General features: G+C 61.5%; 17 protein-coding genes and 1 pseudogene. 15 read left to right on the forward strand and 3 right to left on the reverse strand.

Going from position 1 to position 18,086, the window contains the following annotated elements; translation table 11 throughout:
- Window positions 1-52 precede the first annotated feature (52 nt).
- Entirely contained in the window at window positions 53-1,234 is a 1,182-nt protein-coding gene (locus QCE83_RS15795) for a porin (protein ID WP_309812514.1), read from the forward strand.
- Here QCE83_RS15795 and QCE83_RS15800 read toward each other — a convergent pair.
- Window positions 1,161-1,961 carry a hypothetical protein gene (locus tag QCE83_RS15800; protein ID WP_309812518.1) on the reverse strand — a complete coding sequence of 267 codons (801 nt, stop codon included), beginning with the start codon at window positions 1,959-1,961 and terminating at the stop codon, window positions 1,161-1,163. The two genes, QCE83_RS15795 and QCE83_RS15800, sit on opposite strands and share 74 nt — an antisense overlap.
- Here QCE83_RS15800 and QCE83_RS15805 point away from each other — a divergent pair.
- Genes QCE83_RS15805 through QCE83_RS15820 form a run of 4 tightly spaced genes read left to right on the forward strand, consistent with a single transcriptional unit; the run spans window position 1,930 to window position 7,302 of the window.
- The gene (locus QCE83_RS15805) at window positions 1,930-3,429 is read left to right on the forward strand and encodes a methyl-accepting chemotaxis protein (RefSeq protein WP_309812522.1); all 1,500 of its coding nucleotides are present in this window, start codon (window positions 1,930-1,932) and stop codon (window positions 3,427-3,429) included. The two genes, QCE83_RS15800 and QCE83_RS15805, sit on opposite strands and share 32 nt — an antisense overlap.
- Before the next feature lie 45 nt (window positions 3,430-3,474).
- On the forward strand, window positions 3,475-4,209 hold the full coding sequence (locus QCE83_RS15810; RefSeq protein ID WP_309812525.1) for a gluconate 2-dehydrogenase subunit 3 family protein: 735 nt from the start codon (window positions 3,475-3,477) through the stop codon (window positions 4,207-4,209).
- 2 nt (window positions 4,210-4,211) lie between these two features.
- Window positions 4,212-5,993: a GMC family oxidoreductase gene (locus QCE83_RS15815; protein WP_309812528.1), complete on the forward strand. Its 1,782-nt coding sequence runs from the start codon at window positions 4,212-4,214 to the stop codon at window positions 5,991-5,993.
- A 4-nt stretch (window positions 5,994-5,997) separates the two neighbouring features.
- A complete protein-coding gene (locus QCE83_RS15820; protein ID WP_309812532.1) occupies window positions 5,998-7,302 on the forward strand; it encodes a cytochrome c in 1,305 nt (434 codons plus the stop codon).
- Window positions 7,303-7,519: 217 nt separating this feature from the next.
- On the opposite strand, the gene QCE83_RS15825 is transcribed toward QCE83_RS15820, so the two are convergent.
- Window positions 7,520-8,461, reverse strand: a complete 942-nt coding sequence (locus QCE83_RS15825; RefSeq protein ID WP_309812535.1) for a LysR family transcriptional regulator — start codon at window positions 8,459-8,461, stop codon at window positions 7,520-7,522.
- A gap of 280 nt (window positions 8,462-8,741) precedes the next feature.
- A complete protein-coding gene (locus QCE83_RS15830; RefSeq protein ID WP_309812537.1) occupies window positions 8,742-9,746 on the reverse strand; it encodes an aldo/keto reductase in 1,005 nt (334 codons plus the stop codon).
- Between the two features lie 198 nt (window positions 9,747-9,944).
- On the opposite strand from QCE83_RS15830, the gene QCE83_RS15835 reads away from it, so the two are divergent.
- From QCE83_RS15835 to QCE83_RS15880, 10 genes and pseudogenes are all read left to right on the forward strand, one after another.
- The gene (locus QCE83_RS15835; RefSeq protein ID WP_309812540.1) at window positions 9,945-10,328 is read left to right on the forward strand and encodes a Rid family hydrolase; all 384 of its coding nucleotides are present in this window, start codon (window positions 9,945-9,947) and stop codon (window positions 10,326-10,328) included.
- 30 nt (window positions 10,329-10,358) lie between these two features.
- Window positions 10,359-11,156 carry an alpha/beta fold hydrolase gene (locus tag QCE83_RS15840; RefSeq protein WP_309812543.1) on the forward strand — a complete coding sequence of 266 codons (798 nt, stop codon included), beginning with the start codon at window positions 10,359-10,361 and terminating at the stop codon, window positions 11,154-11,156.
- A 15-nt stretch (window positions 11,157-11,171) separates the two neighbouring features.
- Window positions 11,172-12,167 carry a helix-turn-helix domain-containing protein gene (locus QCE83_RS15845; RefSeq protein WP_309812546.1) on the forward strand — a complete coding sequence of 332 codons (996 nt, stop codon included), beginning with the start codon at window positions 11,172-11,174 and terminating at the stop codon, window positions 12,165-12,167.
- 10 nt (window positions 12,168-12,177) lie between these two features.
- Entirely contained in the window at window positions 12,178-12,720 is a 543-nt protein-coding gene (locus QCE83_RS15850; RefSeq protein ID WP_309812547.1) for a flavin reductase family protein, read from the forward strand.
- A gap of 32 nt (window positions 12,721-12,752) precedes the next feature.
- Window positions 12,753-13,778, forward strand: coding sequence for an ABC transporter substrate-binding protein (locus tag QCE83_RS15855; RefSeq protein WP_309812551.1), 1,026 nt, complete (start codon window positions 12,753-12,755; stop codon window positions 13,776-13,778).
- A 106-nt stretch (window positions 13,779-13,884) separates the two neighbouring features.
- On the forward strand, window positions 13,885-14,709 hold the full coding sequence (locus QCE83_RS15860) for an ABC transporter permease (RefSeq protein ID WP_309812554.1): 825 nt from the start codon (window positions 13,885-13,887) through the stop codon (window positions 14,707-14,709).
- Window positions 14,710-14,731: 22 nt separating this feature from the next.
- A complete protein-coding gene (locus tag QCE83_RS15865) occupies window positions 14,732-15,535 on the forward strand; it encodes an ABC transporter ATP-binding protein (protein ID WP_309812558.1) in 804 nt (267 codons plus the stop codon).
- 33 nt (window positions 15,536-15,568) lie between these two features.
- On the forward strand, window positions 15,569-16,693 hold the full coding sequence (locus QCE83_RS15870; protein WP_309812560.1) for an LLM class flavin-dependent oxidoreductase: 1,125 nt from the start codon (window positions 15,569-15,571) through the stop codon (window positions 16,691-16,693).
- A complete protein-coding gene (locus tag QCE83_RS15875; RefSeq protein WP_309812562.1) occupies window positions 16,690-17,094 on the forward strand; it encodes a RidA family protein in 405 nt (134 codons plus the stop codon). Before QCE83_RS15870 ends, QCE83_RS15875 begins: the two co-directional genes overlap by 4 nt.
- Window positions 17,091-17,666, forward strand: a pseudogene (locus QCE83_RS15880) (nitroreductase family protein). The gene QCE83_RS15875 and the pseudogene QCE83_RS15880 overlap by 4 nt, the downstream one beginning before the upstream one ends.
- Window positions 17,667-18,086 lie beyond the last annotated feature (420 nt).

The raw sequence follows: 18,086 nt of genomic DNA on the forward strand, positions 1-18,086 counted from the left end.
CCGCGTGGCTTCTCGCCATAACTATTCTTATCAGTACAGTCAGGAGACTTGCATGAAAAAGACGCTTGCGCTCGGCGCGGCTTGCATGACGCTGTCCACGATGTCCCACGCCCAAAGCAGCGTGACGCTTTATGGTGTTATCGACGAAGGGCTGACGTTCAATACCAACATGAATGGCAACCGCTCCTATGCGATGCAAAGCGGCGTGCTGTCCGGCAGTCGCTGGGGTTTGAAGGGTGTCGAGGACCTCGGAGGCGGGTTGAAGGCAATCTTCACCCTGGAGAACGGTTTCGATCCGAGCACCGGCAAGCTGGGGCAGGGCGGTCTGGAGTTTGGCCGCCAGGCATTCGTCGGCGTGTCGAGCCCGTTTGGAACGATTACGCTGGGGCGTCAATACGATTTGAGCGTCGACTTCGTCGGACCGCTCGAAGTGGGCGCGCAATGGGCGGGCAATATCGGCGCGCATCCGGCCGATCTGGACAACCTCAACAACGCGTACCGTACGAACAACGCCGTCAAGTTCAAGAGCATTGTGTACGGCGGCTTTTCGTTCGGCGCCATGTACAGTCTCGGCGGCGTGGCGGGCGATACCACGCGCAACCAGATCTGGTCGCTCGGCGCGGGCTATGCAAGCGGGCCGCTGACGCTCGGCGTCGGCTATATCAATGCACGCAATCCGAACGTGAGCTTCTTTGGCAACTCGACTTCGGGCACGCCTTCAGCGACAACAGCAAACTCGGTCTATCCGGTGTTCAGCGGTTATCTGTCGGCGCATACCTATCAGGTCATCAGCGCCGGCGCGGCGTATAACATCGGCGCGGTAACGGTAGGCGCGACGTATTCGAACATCGCGTTCAAGGGACTCGGCAACACGTCGAGCGGGCCGAATCCTTCGGGCTATAGCGGCAACGCGACATTCAACAGCGCGGAATTGAGCCTCAAGTATCAACTGACGCCCGCATTGCTGATCGGCGCGGCGTACAGCTACACGGATGGCGGCAGCGTGACGTCGGCAAGCGGTCGCAACGAAGGCGCGACGTATCACCAGGGGGATATCGGCTTCGATTACTTCCTGTCGAAGCGGACCGATATCTCACTGCTCGGCATTTACCAGAAGGCGTCAGGGACGGACTCGCGCAATCGCGCAGCGGTGGCGTCGATCAACAATCAGAGCTCACCGTCCAGTAACGATCATCAAGCTGTGGTGCGGATCGGTCTTCGCCATGAGTTTTGATTGATAGGTAAATGCAGGCGCGCCATCTCCGCGAAGTGGAAATCGTGGAGATTTTCCCCTTTGTTTCAGGGGCGAGCCATTGCGACAGGCCTGCGCCTACGACAGCGTAGTGCAGCAGCGGCCAAGATAGAAATTGTAGACGAGCTGCATCAGCCAGGTCGCCCTGCAACGGGCCGTCGACGAGCAACGCGCGGTGACCTTCCTCCTGTTGCGCACAAGGCAGATGGTAGTCGATGCGGCACGCATTCCAGATCGCCGCGTTATACAGAAAAAGCTGCACCGCCCCCGTGCGATGCTCGCGCGCAGGCAGCTGAAGACGGTCCTCGATCGAGGCCTGTGAAGTTGGGTTCGCGTCAGAGCAATCCGGACAAGCCGTTGATTTCGCGAGAGCTACGCTAATTTTGGTATACCGAAGTGCATTTGACAATCTACAGCGGAACGCCTTTCCTATCCCGGGCGCAAACGCTTTCGTACATTGGGCTAAAATGCGACGATTTCCGAACCTCACAATCTGGTATACCAAATTGGTGTAACATGCGTCGACGTCGGACAAGATGATGCGCGACATTCTGTCGCTAAATTTAAGTAAGTGTTCGCCGTAAACCTGACTACGCGGTATTGACGCCGGGTTACGGAGAAATGAGATGAGAAAGGGAAAGGCAGCATTCACGCTGCAAGCGCGAATCGCGTCGACGATGAGTTTTCTTGCTGTGCTGATGGTCGCCATCGGGGTGCTCGGTCTCCTTGGGACGAGCCGCGCGAATCGCGCCAATCAGGACACATATCAGAACAAGCTGACCGCCGCGACGAACATCGGCAACGCGGAAATCTATATCGCGCGCACGCGGCTCGTGCTGGATCGCGTCGCGCTGCATCCCGACGATCCGGAGACGGCCGATCAGATTCAGCGCGCGACGGGCTTCTTCGCAAAATCCGACGAGTGGTGGAACACGTTCGTCGCCCAGCCGCACGAGCCGGCCGAAGCCGCGCTCATCGGCGAGGCGACGAAGCGTCGGCAGGCGATGCGCGGCGCCGTCTCCGCGTTCATCGACGCGATCCGCGCGCATGACACCGCGACGGTCGACCAGATCGCGATGAAGCAGCTTTCCGCGCTCTACAACGACATGAGCGCAGCGAACGACAAGGTCAAGCAGGCGCTCTACGCCGATGCCAAGCGCAACTACGACGACGCCGAGTCCGCCTTTCGCACATACACCGTGCTGTCGGTCGCGATGATCATGATCGGCGCGATCGCGGCGGCGTTGAGCTGGGTCACGCTGCGTCGCGCGATCATGACGCCGCTCAACGAGGCGCTGTCGCATTTCGAGGCGATCGCCGCGGGCAACCTGCAGCGCCGCATCGACACGCATCGCGACGACGAGATGGGCATGCTGATGCGCGGCGTCGCGCAGATGCAGGCGAGTCTTGCGAGCACGGTGCGCGAAGTGCGCACGAGCACGGAATCGATCGCGACGGCGACGCAGGAAATCGCCACCGGCACGCTGGATCTGTCGGTGCGCACGGAAGAGCAGGCGGCATCGCTCGAGGAAACCGCCGCGAGCATGAGCCAGCTGACGGCGACCGTGAAGCAGAACACCGAAAGCGCGCGTACCGGCCGCACGCTCGCCGACAACGCGTCGGGCGTCGCGGCGCGCGGCAACGACGTGGTCGAGCGCGTCGTCGGCATGATGGGCGGCATCGACAATAGTTCGCGCAAGATTTCCGATATCACGGGGATCATCGAAGGCATCGCGTTCCAGACCAATATTCTCGCGCTCAACGCGGCGGTCGAAGCGGCGCGTGCCGGCGAACAAGGGCGCGGCTTCGCGGTAGTCGCGAGCGAAGTGCGCAGTCTCGCGCAACGTTCGTCGGCGGCAGCGAAGGAAATCAAGGAACTGATCGCCGAATCCGTGGAAGCGGTCTCGATCGGCAGCGGACTCGTCGCCGATGCCGGCAAGACGATGCGCGAAGTGCTCCAAGCGGTGCGCGACGTCGCTACCATCATGGCCGAGATCGCCTCCGCCGCCGAGCAGCAGCGCATGGGCATCGAACAGGTCGATACGGCCGTCAGCCAGATGGATTCGATCACGCAGCAGAACGCGGCGCTCGTTGAGCAGGCGAGCGCGGCAGCGCAGGCCTTGCGCGAACAGTCGAACCACATGCGCGGCCACGTCGAGACCTTCCGGCTCGCCTGACGCCATACAACAATTACACGTTTTCCTCACCACGACTCGCAATCCATGACGCAAGCGAAAGATCGCAGTCGCCGGAGCTTTCTCAAGGGCTCCATCGCGATTGCACCGATAGCCGTCGTCGGCATCTCGGGCGCCGTCGCGAGCAACGGCCAGCGCGCCGTTGCGCCCGGCATGCCGCCCGCCGACCAGCCCACCGCCGACAACTACACGCCCGGCTATTTCACGCCGGAAGAGTGGGTGTTCATCAACGCCGCCTGCGACGTACTGATCCCGAGGGACGCGAACGGTCCCGGCGCCACGGAACTGGGCGTGCCGCAATACATCGACCGGCAAATGCAGACGCCCTACGGCGATGCATCGCGCTGGTACATGCAAGGGCCGTTCTTCAAGGTCGAGCCGGAGTTCGGCTATCAGTCGAAGTTGACGCCGAAGGAGCAGTATCGCCTCGGCATCCGCGCGATCAACGGCTATTGCCGCAAGAATTTCAGCGGCAAGACGTTCGCGGAACTGACGCACGCGCAGCAGACCGACTTCTTCAAGAAGCTCGAAAAGGGCGACATCAAGACCGACGATTTCAACGCCAAGACCTTCTTCAGCTCGTTCCTGCTGAAGAACACGATGGAAGGCTATTTCGGCGACCCGTCCTACGGCGGCAACAAGGACATGGCTTCCTGGAAGATGATCGGATATCCCGGCGTGCGCGCCGATTACCTGGAGTTCGTGGGTGAGGCCAAGCCTTATCCGTACGCACCGGTCAGTCTCTACGGCAAGCGAGGATAAGCATGGCAAGCATCAAGAAGAAGCCGGTCGACGCCGTGATCGTCGGCTTCGGCTGGACCGGCTCGATCATGGCGATCGAACTGTGCAATGCAGGACTCAACGTCGTCGCGCTTGAGCGCGGCGATGCACGCGAGACAATTCCCGATTTCGCGTATCCGCAGATCGTCGACGAAATCAAGTATTCGGCGCGCCACGCGCTGTTGCAGAACCTCGCAAAGACCACCGTCACCACGCGTCATACGCAGGATCAGACGGCGGTACCGTATCGGCAGATCGGTTCGTTCAAGCCGGGCGAAGGCGTCGGGGGCGCGGGTGCGCACTGGTCGGGCGTGCAGTCGCGCGTCATGCCGGATGAACTGCGCTACAAGAGCCACATTACCGAACGCTACGGCGCGAAGTTCATTCCAGAAGGCATGAACCTTCAGGACTGGGGCGTGACCTATGACGAACTCGAGCCGTCGTTCGATCGCTTCGAGCGCGTGTGCGGTACGTCGGGCAAGGCCGGCAATATCGAAGGCAAGCCGATCGAAGGCGGCAATCCGTTCGAAGGCCGCCGCTCGGGCGAATATCCGCTGCCGCCGCTCGTCGATCATCCGACCGGCAAGCTGTTCGCGGCTGCTGCAAAGGGCCTCGGCTACAAGCCGTTTGCACTGCCTGCGGGCAATGCATCGGGTCCGTACAAGAACGAATACGGCTGCCAGCTTGGACCGTGCAACTTCTGCGGCTTCTGTAGCGATTACGGTTGTTTGAATTATTCGAAGGCATCGCCGCAAACGGCCATCATTCCGGCGCTGCTGCGCAAGCCGAACTTCGAATTGCGCGTGAATTCGCACGTCGTCAAGGTCATTATGGATTCGACGGGAAAGCGCGCTATCGGCGTGATGTATATCGACGCGGAAGGCAACGAAGTCGAGCAACCAGCGGAAATGGTGATTCTCGCGGCGTTTCAGTTGCACAACGTGCATCTGATGATGCTGTCGAAGATCGGCAAGCCGTACGATCCGGTCTCGGGCGAAGGCGTCGTCGGCCGCAACTTCTGCTATCAGCTTCTGAACAGCGTGAACATGTTCTGGGACAAGGACACGTACATCAACCAGTTCATGGGCGCGGGCGGCGGCGGTCAGGCTATCGAAGAGTTTAACGCGGACAACTTCGATCACTCGAAGCTCGGCTTTATCGGCGGCGGCATTATCTGGGGCCGTCAGACCGGCAACGGTCCGGTGCGTGGCATTCCGCTGCCGAAGGGGACGCCTAAGTGGGGCAGCGAATGGAAGCAGGCCGTCAAGGATAACTTCCTGCATACGGGCCGTATCGAATCGCAGTGCTCGAACATGGCGTATCGCAACTGCTTCCTCGATCTCGATCCGAACTATCGCGATGCCTACGGTTCGCCGCTCCTGCGCATGACGCTGGACTGGCAGGACAACGATCTGCGTGCATCGGAATACGTCGCCGGCAAGATGATGGAAATCGGCCGCGCGATGAATCCGAAGTCGATCTCGGGCCGCATCATCAAGCCGGGCACGCATTGGGACACGCGCGCGTATCAGAGCACGCACATCAGCGGCGGCACGGCGATGGGCGCGGATCCGAAGACGAGCGTCGTCAACAAGTATCTGCAAAGCTGGGATGTGCCGAACCTGTTCGTGCTCGGCTCGAACGTGTTCGCGCATGGCATCGGCTATAACCCGACGGGGCTCGTGGGCGGTCTCGCTTACTGGGCCGCGAGCAACATCCGCTCGCAATACCTGAAGAATCCGGGTCAACCGATGGTGCAGGTCTAAGACGATGAAGATCAAGAAACTCGTTTCGGCAGTGGTGGCGGTCGGTGTCGTTGCTGTGGGTGCGCTGTGGGCGTTCGCATCGGTGACGCCGGACGTGAAGGTCGATGCAGCCGTTGCCAGCAGCAAGGGCGATGCGGTCCACGGCGCGTATCTCGCGCGCGCGGGCGACTGTGTCGCGTGTCACACGGCAAAGAATGGCGCGCCGTTCGCGGGCGGTCTTCCGTTCGACACGCCGGTCGGCAGGATCTATTCGACGAACATCAGCAGCGACCGTGAACACGGTATCGGCGGCTATACCTTCGATGAGTTCGTGCTCGCAATGCGCGAAGGCGTAGCGAAGGGCGGCAAGCATCTTTATCCGGCGATGCCGTTCACGTCGTACGCGAAGGTGTCGGACGCGGACCTGAAGGACCTTTACGCGTACTTCACGACGCAAGCGCCGGCATCGACGCAAGCGAATCGCGATGCCGACATCGTGTGGCCGCTTTCCATCCGCTGGCCGCTCGCGTACTGGAGCAAGATGTTCCATGACGACACGCGTTTCATCGCGGATACGTCGAAGAGCGTCGAGTGGAATCGCGGTGCTTATCTCGTGCAAGGTCTCGCGCATTGCGGCACGTGTCACACGCCGCGCGGCTCGGCGATGCAGGAACTCGATCTGAGCGGCAAGAGCGATCTGTATCTGGCGGGTTCGTCGCTGGATCATACCGCGCCGATCAACCTGCGTTCGTCGGCGGGCGGCGGTCTGGAAGCGTGGTCGGTTGCGGACATCGTCGATACGTTGAAGACGGGTCGCAATCCGCATGCATCGGTTTCCGGTCCGATGGGCGAGGTCGTCGAGAACAGCACGCAGCATTTGAGTGATGCCGATCTCAACGCGATCGCCGTCTATCTGAAGAGCCTGGGCGCGCCGCCGCAAACGGCGTCGTTCCATGCGTCCGACGACACGGTCAAGGCGATCATGGCAGGCACCGTGCAGGGCCGCGGCGCGGAGATGTATCTCGACAGCTGCGCGGCGTGCCATCGTGTGAACGGACGCGGCGCATCGGGCGTGTTCCCGTCGCTCGTGAACAATGCGATGGTCACGCAGGCCAACGCGGATTCGCTGATCGGCGTGATTCTCGCAGGCGCCCGTCTGCCGTCGACGCAAGGCGCGCCTTCGCCGCTCGCCATGCCGCCGTTCGGCTGGCGCTACAGCGACGACGATGTTGCGCAACTCGCGACCTTCGTGCGTTCGAGCTGGGGCAATCAGGGCCCGGCAGTGACCGCGAAGGAAGTAGCCGCAGTGCGAGCGAAGGTGGGCGGTTGACGCTTGGCTGAATCTGCCGATGAGGACAAAGGGCGCTGTGAAAACAGCGCCCTTTGTTTTGTGCTTCGGTTGTATGCAAAGCGCGCAGTGCGTTGGCGCCCTTCGAGGTCGGGTTGCGGCGGCGAAGCTTGAACCGACAGATGGCTGGATCGGAATCGTCGACGATCAAGTCGGATGGAAACGCCATCGCCTGAGATTGGAGATGACCGCTGCGATATCAAGCACGGCGCCCCTTCCTTTGACTGCGAGTCGTAGAACGCGCCGAGTCAAGCCTGCGAAATTCCGCGCGCAGCACTTTCAGCAACTCACGCGCAGCAAACGACAACGCCCGATCGCGATGAATGCACAAACTCGTGCGTGACTCCGACAGTTCCTTGGACTCGACAGGAATAGGCCGCAACAGTCCTTCAGCGAGCTCACGCTGAACCGTGAGCGTCGGCATGAACGCAATCATGGTGCCGGTCATCGCCATGGCCTTGGTCAATTCGAGCGAATTCGTCGTGATGGCCGGCTCGAACTCCGAGCGGTATCGCTGAAACGCGCGCTCGATCAACTGCCGCAAACCGAAGCTCGATTCCGCGAGCGCCATCGGTTCGTCGATCAGCTGGCTGATCTTCAGTTGCGTCTCATCGGCAAACCGGTGATCCGGCGATACGAGGCACGACACCGGCTCCACATACTCCTCGATATTCTGAATCTCGTCGCGTGGCGGCGCATTGAACGTCAGCCCGATATCGGCCTCGTGCTCCAGCAGCGCCGCGATGATCTGATCGGTCGATGTCGAGCGAATCAGAAAACGAATGCCCGGATAAAGCTTGCGAAACTCGCTCACCAGACGCGGCAGCCAGTCCGACACCAATCCTTCGATCACGTGAATACGCACTTCGCCACGCCGCAACCCGCGCATGTCGTCGAGCGACTGGCGCGCATTGGCAAGGTCGAGCATCACGCGGCGCGTCTGACGCCAATAAGTCTCGCCCGCATTGGTCAGCGCGACCCCCGCCTTCGAGCGGAAAAACAACACCGCATCGAGATCGGCCTCGAGTTGCGCAATCTGACGGCTCACCGCAGACGGTGCGACGTGGAGCAAATCGGCCGCGCGGCGTATCGAGCCGAGACGCGCGACCTCATGAAAATAACGCAGGGAAAGCAGCTTCACGAATCGATCCACACAGTTGGACGCACGACACTCATTTGGACTGCGCCGCTCCAAACCGCGTCCGTACCGAAAGAGTGCATGGCCATAAAAAATGCGTCCAGCCCTTCAAAAATGGCGTGGCGTGGGCGCATCGCGGCGCAAATGTTTGCCAGGAACATGCCTTTGCCACGTCTGGAGGTGTTGCGATATCGGCAACGATAACGCTCAATTTCGGCGCTTGTCGGAGCAATATGGCGTCCCTAACCTGTTCCTCATTGAAGCCGGACGCCCATCGCAGTCATCAGAACGCGATGCGTCCTTCCACCGGATGATGAGGATCGAGATGACGCAGCGAGGATGCCTTGCCGGGCAGCACGAGTTGATCGATGAAGGCCTCGTCTTCGGCCGAGTACTCGCGTGGCGCAGGGTGCATGTAGTCGTCCCACTGCGCTTCGGTGCGCGGACCGCAGATGACCGACGCGACTTGTTTGTTGGCGAGCACCCATTGCGTGGCGAGCGCGCTGGACGTCGTGCCGGTGCGTTCCGCGTAGGCCGCGAGTTCACGCGCCACCACGAGCGATTCCTCACGCCATTCGGCTTGCAGCATGCGCGGATCGGCGCGGCCAGCACGCGTGTCGGCGCCCGGCGCTTCGCCCGGTGCGTACTTGCCGGTGAGAATGCCGCGCGCGAGCGGGCTATAGGTGACGACGCCCACGCCGTAATGCGCAGCGGCAGGCAGATGCTCGACTTCTGCCTCGCGATTGACGATGTTGTAGAGCGGCTGTGTCGCGGCAGGACGGTCGATGCCCGCTTCATTGGCAAGACGGCAGGTCTCCGCGAGACGCCACGCCTTGAAGTTCGACACGCCGAAGTACCGCACCTTGCCTTGCCGGATGAGGTCGGCGAAAGCGCGGACCATCTCGCCCAAGGGCGCATTGAAGTCCGCGCGATGCACGTAAAGCAGATCGATGTAGTCGGTGCCGAGACGCGCGAGGCTGTCTTCGACCGCACGCATGATCCACTTGCGCGACATGCCCTGTTCGTTCGGACGCGAGCCCATCGGATTGCCGACTTTCGTCGCCACCACCCAGTCGTCGCGATGCCCTGCAATCGCGCCGCCCACCACGCGCTCCGACTCACCCGCGTGATACATGTCCGCCGTGTCGATGAAGTTGACGCCCTGATCGTAGGCCTTCGCGACGATGCGTCGTGCCGTGGCCACATCGGTCTGGCCGCCGAACATCATCGCGCCGAGACAGATCTTCGAGACTTGCAATCCGGTGTTGCCGAGATACGTATAAGACATCGCGCTTCCTTGATTCATCGGTTGAGGTGTGAGCACTTTACTCACCTGAAAAGACCTTTTTCAAACGAAAAAAGCAACACGACGCAGAACTCCAACAGATCGGAGCGCTGAGTCCAAACGAAGCGAATATGCGCGTGTCAATCTGGCAATGCGAAACAAGTGACGCTTTCATCAACCTTAGAAACGAAATCTCGAACCATGAACGAACACATTCATCCCGAAGGCTGGACCACTTCCTTTACGCATCTTTCGTGGGGCGTCAAAGCCGACAAGGCCGTCTATGTTGCAGGCATGTTGTCCACCGATCCGGTCACGGGCGCGATCACCGGTCATGGCGACATCACCGCGCAGACGCGTCAGGTGATCGAGAACATCAAGGTCGTGCTGGAAGCGGCGGGCGCCACGCTCGAAGACGTCACGATGAATCACATCTTCATTCGTGACATGACCTATTACACCGAGATGAACAAGGTCTACATGGAGTATTTCAAGGAGCCGCGTCCGGCGCGCTTCTGCGTGAAGCTGGAAATGGTCAAGCCCGAGTTCCTCGTCGAGATCGCGACGGTCGCGCACATCAGCTAAGCGCTCTTTCAACTCAGGCCAGAACATCTCATGCCCAGCGCACGAATCAACGGAATCGATCTGCACTACGAGATCCACGGATCGGGTCCGCTGCTCTATCTGATCTCCGGCCTAGGCGGAAGCGCGCGCTTCTGGGAGCCGAATCTCGCGGCGCTCACGCGTGACTACACGGTCGTGCTGCACGATCAACGCGGCACCGATCGCAGCGAGCGCCCCGAGACGGCTTATTCCGTGGAGATGCTCGCGGATGACGTCGTTGCGCTGATGGATCACCTCGGCCATACGCGTGCGCGTTTCATCGGCCATTCGACGGGCGGCGCGATCTGCCAGGTGCTTGCGACGAAGTCGCCGGCACGCGTCGAAGCCATGGTGCTGTATGCATCTTGGCCGGCGACCGATGCGCATTTCCGCTGGTGCTTCAAGATGCGCCGCAACGTGCTCGACGGCGCGGGCCGCGATGCGTACGCACACGGCAACATCCTCTTCATGTATCCCGCGTGGTACGTGCAGGACAACGCCGAAGCGCTCGAAGCCGAAGCACACGGTGCGGCGGAGATGGCGCAGCCGTATGCGGTCGTTACCGCGCGCATCGACGCGATCCTCGCTTTTGACTGGCTCGAACATCTGACCGAGGTGAAGACGCCGACGCTCGTGGTCTGCGCGGCGGACGACATTCTCACGCCGCCGTATCAGTCGCGCAGGCTCGCTCATGCAATCGCGGGCAGCAGGCTCGAAGTGCTGGAAACGGGCGGGCATAGCTGCTCGCGCGTGGTGCCGGAGCAGTTCAACGCACTCGTGGGGGATTTCTTCGCCACGAGCTCGGCGTAACGCAAAGGACGCATCGTGCTCGACATTGCTCATTTCGACTCCGCGCAACTGCCTGAGGCGTCACGCACGCCGGGCTGGCGTCGTTTCGTCGAAGACCTGAACTGGGATATCGCGCCGCGCGATCCGGCCGGCGACATGCGTGCACGCGCGCGGCGGTGGCGTGCGCCGGGCGGCTTCGAGATGGTCGGCGTCGAGGTCGAGGCGCAGACCATCACGACGGAAGACCGCCGCCGCCCGAACGAATACTGGCTGGCCTACGTCGTCGCGGGTTCGGCGCGCGTGCGCAGCCAGAGTGAGTCGATTGTGCTCGCGCCCGGCGACATGGTGTTCGGGCCGCAGGGGCATCGTCTGGTGTTCGATGCTGCGGAGACGTTCACGCTCGAGTTCGTGCAGTTGCCGCGTTCGGGACGCGTGCCGCGCTTTCTCGCATCGGCCGCATTGAAGCCCGTGCAGACGGTGCGCGCGGATACCGGTGCGGCGCGTCTGCTCGCGAAGATCATCGAGACTTTCGTACACGCGTGCGACGTGATGACCGAAGCGGAAGTGCGCGGCATCGAGTTGTCGATTTCCGAGTTCTTCATCGCGGCGTTGGCGGCGTCGCCCGATCGGCGCGACATGACGGCAAGCCGCGCCGTGTTGCTGAGCCGCGCGCACGAGGCGATCGACCGGCAATTGCGCGACGCAGGCATCTCACCGGCGAGCGTCGCGCCGTTGCTGTCGATATCGGCGCGTTATTTGCAGAAGATCCTCAATGAAGGCGGCGAGGCATTCAATCTTTATGTGCGCCGCCGCCGGCTCGAAAGCGCCTACGAGGAACTGATGAACCCGGTGTACTTCCGCGAAAGCATTTCAGAAGTCTGCTTTCGCTGGGGCTTCAACGACTCGGCGTATTTCAGCCGCGTCTTCAAGAGTCACTTCGGCATCGCGCCGTCGCAGCATCGCGACAACTGGAAACGGCACGATGCGGATTGCACGCGCGGTGACGTGACCGCATCGCACGGATCGCTATAGAGAACCCAGCATGAACATGATGTCCTCACCCTTGCTCAACGTGTTGCGCGAAACGCACCGCATCGCCGCACCCGACATGAAGCCCGCGCTGGCGAACGCATGGGCCAATGTCGCCGCACCGGTCGCCGTGGTCACGATGCGCGATGCGAGCGGCGCCTGTCACGCGACGACGGTTACCGCGTTCACCTCGATCTCGTTCGATCCGCCGGTGCTGATGGTCGCGCTCGCGCATGCATCGAGCTTTCTCGCGCGGATCGACGAAGACAGCCGTCTCGCGCTGTCCGTGCTTGAAAGCGCGCAGCAGCATGTAGCGGCCGCCTGCGCGACGAAGTCCGACGACCGTCTTCGCAACGTGAAGACGATCGACGAAGGTTACGGTCCCGCCGTGCACGACGCGTCGGCGTGGTTCGGCTGTTCGGTCAACCGCATCGTCGATGCGGGTGATCACACACTCGTCTTCGTCGATATCGAAACAGTATCGAGCGCGGAGGCATCGCACGGTCTGCTGTACTGGCAACGGCGCTTCGGCTTTTCGACGCCCGTGGACGCCTGATTCTTCTTCTTTCAACATCGAGGTCATAAGACGTGAAATCCCACGCTATCTTCACTCGCTTCATCCGGCATGCCGCCTTCGCGTTCGTTGCCGCCGCTGCAGGCCTCGCCAGCGTTCAGGCCGCCGAGCCGCTCACGACCGTACGCTTCGCGCTCGACTGGACGCCGAACACCGATCACACGGGCCTGTTCGTCGCCATCGACAAAGGCTATTTCAAGGATGCGGGTATCGACGTCAAGGTGCTGCCGTATAACCAGACCTCGCCCGACGCACTGGTGAGCGCGGGCGTGGCGGACTTCGGCACGACTTTCCAGGACGCGATCACTTTCTCCATCGCTGCGGGCGCGAAGGTGAAGTCGGTCTTCGCGATCGATCAGCATTGGGCGTCGTCCATCGGCGTGCTCGCGAGCCGCGACGATCTGAAAAGCCCCAAGGATCTCGACGGCAAGAAGTTCGGGGGTGTCGGCACGCCGGGCGAGCGCGCGATCGTGTCGCAGGTCATCAAGAATGCGGGCGGGAAGGGCGACTTCAAGTTGATTACGCTGCGCTCGTCGTATATCGAAGCGCTCAAGCAGGGCACCGTCGATTTCGCGCTGCCATATATGGCGTGGGAAGGACTCGAAGCGAAGCGCGCGGGTAAGCCGGTCAAGTATTTCAAGTACACGGACTACGGCTTCCCCGATGCGTATGCGGTGATCGTCGTATCGAATCCCGCATGGCTCAAGACGCACGATGCGCTCGCGCACAAATTCGTCGGCGCGTTGCAGAAGGGGTATGAGTTCGCGGCGGCGCATCCGGAAGAGGCCGCGCAATCGCTCATCAAGCTGAATCCGTCGGCGTTCCAGGACAAGGACTTCGTGGTCGAAAGCCAGAAGATGCTGAGCCCGGACTATCGCGATGCGCAAGGCAAGGTTGGCCCGCAAACCGTCGCGCAATGGTCGGGCCTCTCGGGCTTCCTGTTCAGGAAGGGTCTGCTTTCCGGTCCCGATGGCAAGCCGCTCACGACGGAACCGAACTGGGCGAATTACTTCACGAACGACTATCTGACGAAGAACTAGTCGTGTATCTGGTTTTCAAGTGTTGCGAGGTCACACCATGCGCGAACTCACATCGTCTGCGCCGCCCGGTATGGGTCCATCCGTCAGCGACGACGGAGCCGAAAACATGACGGGCGCAGTACCTGCGGCCAGGGCCGAACGCGCGCCGAAGGGCGAACCGATGCGCGAGTTGCTCGTGCGCATTACGCCGCCTCTGGTGATCGTCGTGCTGCTGCTGTTCGTATGGGAAGCGGCGGTGCGTATCACGGGCGTGGCGCCGGAGATTCTTCCCGCGCCGTTGCGCGTGATCTCAGCGGGATGGGATGCGCGCGCCGATCTGTGGGAGAACACGCTGCCCACGCTGTACGTGACGCTGATCGGCTTTTCAGTGTCGCTCGTGATCGGTTGGGGACTGGCCGTCGCGATCGACTTCTCGACGTGGCTGCGACGCGGCATGATGCCGTTGCTGGTTGCGTCGCAGACCATTCCGATCATCGCGATCGCGCCGCTCGTCATCATCTGGTTTGGCTTCGGGCTCCTGCCCAAGGTGCTCGTCATCGCGCTGGTGACGTTCTTTCCGGTGACAGTCGGTCTTGTCGAAGGCTTCGATTCGGCCGACCGGGAATCGGCGAATCTTGTGAAGAGCATGGGCGGCGACCGCTGGAAGCTGTTCTGTTACGTGCGTCTGCCTTCAGCGTTGCCTGCGTTCTTCACCGCATTGCGCATCAGCATCACCTATGCGGTAACGGGCGCGATCTTCGCCGAGTACGTCGGTGCGGAGTTCGGTCTCGGCATCTACATGGGCATGCAGAAGAACGCGTTCCGCACGGACCTCGTGCTCGCGTCGGTGATGGTCACGGCGGTTCTGAGCGTGGCGCTGTTCTGCCTCACGTATCTGCTGGAGTACGTGATCGTTCCATGGCACGTGAAAGCGCGCCGGCGCGGCAAATGACCTTGCAAGACAGGAGCTTTTCATGAGCCTCAACAAAATCGAACTGCTCAACGTGCGCAAGTCGTTCGCGCTCGGCAAGGGCGTGGTGCGCGACGTGGTGGGCGATGTGTCGTTCCGCGCCGCGCCCGGCGAGTTCGTCTCGGTGATCGGGCCATCAGGATGCGGCAAGAGCACGGTATTCAACATCATGGCGGGGCTGGAGCCGCCGTCGAGCGGGCATGTGATCGTCGATGGACGCGACCGCACCGGCGACTGCACGCCGTTCGCTTATATGCCGCAGAAAGACCTGCTGTTTCCGTGGCGCTCGATTCTCGACAACACGGCGCTCGGTCTCGAACTCGCGGGCATGAAGCGCAAGGATGCACGCGAGAAGGCGCGCGAGTTGTTCGCCGCATTCGGTCTCGCAGGATTCGAAGACAACTTGCCGTTCGAATTGTCCGGCGGCATGCGTCAGCGCGCGGCGTTTCTGCGCACTGTCGTGCTAGGGCGCGAGATTCTGCTGCTCGACGAGCCGTTCGGCGCGCTCGATTCGCTGACGCGCATCGAAATGCAGAACTGGCTGCAAGGCGTGTGGGCGGAGCATGCGTGGACGGCGGTGATGATCACGCACGATATCCACGAAGCGATTTTCCTGTCGGATCGCGTCGTCGTGCTCGGCGCGCGGCCCACCCGCGTGCGGCTCGATCTCAAGGTCGATCTGCCGCGTCCGCGTACGCTCGCCATGACCGCATCGAAGGAATTCGCGCTGCTCGAAGAGCAATTGCTCGAAGCGCTGCATGACGAATCGCGCAAGGCGCTCACAGCCAATGCGCTCAGCGCGGCGTAAAGCAACGGACATCATATTCAGCAAGGAAACACCATGAACACAGCACTCAAGGAACGCAGCAGCGTCGAACTCGGTGTGTTTCTTCCAGTCGGCAACGGCGGATGGATCACGTCGACGACAAGTCCGCAATTGCCGGCGACCTATGACTACAACAAGCAAGTCGCGTTGCTCGCGGAAGACCTGGGCTTCGACTTCGCGCTCAGCATGGCCAAGTGGCGCGGTTACGGCGGCCCGAGCCAGCATTGGGACATCACGCTCGAATCGCTGTCCACCATGTCCGCGCTCGCCGAAGCCACGTCGCGCATTCAAGTGTGGGGAACGGTGCATACGATGGTGTTCCATCCCGCCGTGGTCGCGAAGATGGCTGCGGTGATCGACCAGATATCGAAAGGGCGTTTCGGGTTGAACATCGTTGCGGGATCGAACCCGTACGATCAAGGGCAGATGGGCCTGTGGCGTGATCTCGATCACGCGGGCCGCTATGCATTCGCCGAAGAGTGGCTGACCGTGCTCAAGCGCTTGTGGACCGAAGACCGCGTGAATCACAAGGGCGAGCATTTCACATTGGAAGATTGCATGTCGAATCCCAAGCCTTCGGTGATACCGCCCATCATTTGCGCGGGCGGCTCGGATACGGGATTTCGCTTCACTATCCGCAACTGCACGGCGAGCTTCCTGCTCGGCAGCGACAAGGACGATTTCATCAAGACCGGGCGGCGCGCGAAGGAACTCGCGGCGGAAGTAGGCAAGCACGACTTCAAGACGTATGGCCTCTTTACCATCGTGCCGGGCGACACGGACGCGATGGCGCAGGAACGGGTCGATTACTTCAATTCGGGCGTGGACACCGAAGCGCTCGACAACCAGACGCGCGAGTATTCCGGCGACAAGAGCCTCGCGCAGAACACCATGGCCAAGCGCTTCATCGCGCAGGGCAATGCCGCGCAGTCCCTGACGCCCGCTGCGATCGTCGGTTCGCCAGAGACGATCGGCGCGAAGCTCGCGCATATCGTGAAGGGCGCCGACCTCGATGGCATTACGGTGATCGTGCCGGACTTCATCGACGATCTGCGCACCATCGGCACGACGGTCGTGGAGTCGCTTGCTGCGCACGGGCTGTCGGCGAACGCCATGAAACTTCGCGGGGTGCACGCATGAGCGCGCGATACGTTAATCCACAAGGACTCAAGCAGCAGAGCTATTACACACACGGCATCGTGCGCGAAGGCACGCCGGTGTTTCTGACCGGGCAGGTCGCGTGGGATGAAGCGGGCAATCTCGTCGGCGCGGGCGATATAGAAGCGCAGATGGCGCAGATCTGGAAGAACATCGGTATCGCGGTCGGCGCATTCGGCGCAACGCTTGCCGATATCGTGAAGATCGTCACGTTCTCCACATCGCGCGAATGGCTACCCGCGATTCACGCGGAACGCAGCAAACACTTCGAAGCAGGGCGCTTTCCGGCGAGCACGTTCGTGCTGGTCGGAGGTTTGGTCGATCCGGAGATGCTAGTCGAGATCGACGTCATCGTGATGCTTCCTCAAGGGAGTGGAGCATGAGCGCCGTTCATCCGCTGATCGCGGAACGCCGCAGCCCGCGTGCATAGTCTGACACGCCTGTTGCACATGAAGACGTGCTGACGCTTCTCGAAGCCGCGAGATGGGCGCCATCGGCGTATAACCTTCAGCCGTGGCGCTTCGCCGTCTTCGAGAAGTCCGCTGATGGCGACGCGTTCGAGCGTGCTTTCTCCACACTGGTGCCGTTCAATCAGTCGTGGAATGCGAACGCGCAAGTGCTGATCGCCGTGCTTGCGGACACGCTCACGTCAAAAGGCACGCCGAATCCGACCGCAAGTTACGACGCGGGCGCAGCAGGCATGGCGCTTCTGCTGCAAGCGCACGCGCTAGGTTTTGCCGCGCACGCGATGAGCGGGCTGGATGTTGCGGCGTTGCGGGCATCGTTCGAAATCGCGGAGCGGTATGCGGTGCTCAGCATAATTTCAGTGGCACATCACGGCGATGCTGTATCTTTGCCGGCCGATCTGGCAGAACGCGAACGCGCGCCGCGCACTCGGCTGCCAATCGACGACGTCGTGGGGTTCGGACGCTGTATCGAGTCTGTTCGGCAATAGAGGAATGTGGCGTACTGAGTCTCTGGTGCGGTCGATCAATGGAAGACACGGCGGGAGTGCACCAGCCTACCTTGGATCACGTGTTGCGTGGCATCGCGAGCGGTTGTTCTGGCAGTGTCTGCCGGTCGCCGCAATCCACGGACATCGCGCAAGCGGCCCTCGATCGACTTAAAGGGCGTTGTGCAACCGAGTATCGAGCGGCGCCGACGAGTCGGCCGCTGCGCTACGCTGCAGGTCTAAGGGAGACCTGGCCGATCTGGACGTCTGAGCAAGGTCGGCCAGGAACGGTCAATCGCAAAAGCCTCGCAAATTGCCTACAGTCGGCTCTCGAATTACAGCTTCGACTGCATTATTCAGGGACCGGCACTAAGCGGGAAAGAAAAACCTGCGACCGCCTCGTCGCTTGATTACGCTCCTTCC

The organism is Caballeronia sp. LZ034LL, from assembly GCF_031451215.1.
Classification (GTDB): Bacteria; Pseudomonadota; Gammaproteobacteria; order Burkholderiales; family Burkholderiaceae; genus Caballeronia.

Excerpts from the sequence above, each read along its gene's own strand:
- QCE83_RS15795 (WP_309812514.1), top strand. The coding sequence starts at position 53 with ATGAAAAAGACGCTTGCGCTCGGCGCGGCTTGCATGACGCTGTCCACG.
- QCE83_RS15805 (WP_309812522.1), top strand. The coding sequence starts at position 1,930 with ATGAGTTTTCTTGCTGTGCTGATGGTCGCCATCGGGGTGCTCGGTCTC.
- QCE83_RS15800 (WP_309812518.1), bottom strand. The coding sequence starts at position 1,961 with ATGGCGACCATCAGCACAGCAAGAAAACTCATCGTCGACGCGATTCGC.
- QCE83_RS15810 (WP_309812525.1), top strand. The coding sequence starts at position 3,475 with ATGACGCAAGCGAAAGATCGCAGTCGCCGGAGCTTTCTCAAGGGCTCC.
- QCE83_RS15815 (WP_309812528.1), top strand. The coding sequence starts at position 4,212 with ATGGCAAGCATCAAGAAGAAGCCGGTCGACGCCGTGATCGTCGGCTTC.
- QCE83_RS15820 (WP_309812532.1), top strand. The coding sequence starts at position 5,998 with ATGAAGATCAAGAAACTCGTTTCGGCAGTGGTGGCGGTCGGTGTCGTT.
- QCE83_RS15830 (WP_309812537.1), bottom strand. The coding sequence starts at position 9,746 with ATGTCTTATACGTATCTCGGCAACACCGGATTGCAAGTCTCGAAGATC.
- QCE83_RS15835 (WP_309812540.1), top strand. The coding sequence starts at position 9,945 with ATGAACGAACACATTCATCCCGAAGGCTGGACCACTTCCTTTACGCAT.
- QCE83_RS15840 (WP_309812543.1), top strand. The coding sequence starts at position 10,359 with ATGCCCAGCGCACGAATCAACGGAATCGATCTGCACTACGAGATCCAC.
- QCE83_RS15850 (WP_309812547.1), top strand. The coding sequence starts at position 12,178 with ATGAACATGATGTCCTCACCCTTGCTCAACGTGTTGCGCGAAACGCAC.
- QCE83_RS15860 (WP_309812554.1), top strand. The coding sequence starts at position 13,885 with ATGACGGGCGCAGTACCTGCGGCCAGGGCCGAACGCGCGCCGAAGGGC.
- QCE83_RS15865 (WP_309812558.1), top strand. The coding sequence starts at position 14,732 with ATGAGCCTCAACAAAATCGAACTGCTCAACGTGCGCAAGTCGTTCGCG.
- QCE83_RS15870 (WP_309812560.1), top strand. The coding sequence starts at position 15,569 with ATGAACACAGCACTCAAGGAACGCAGCAGCGTCGAACTCGGTGTGTTT.
- QCE83_RS15875 (WP_309812562.1), top strand. The coding sequence starts at position 16,690 with ATGAGCGCGCGATACGTTAATCCACAAGGACTCAAGCAGCAGAGCTAT.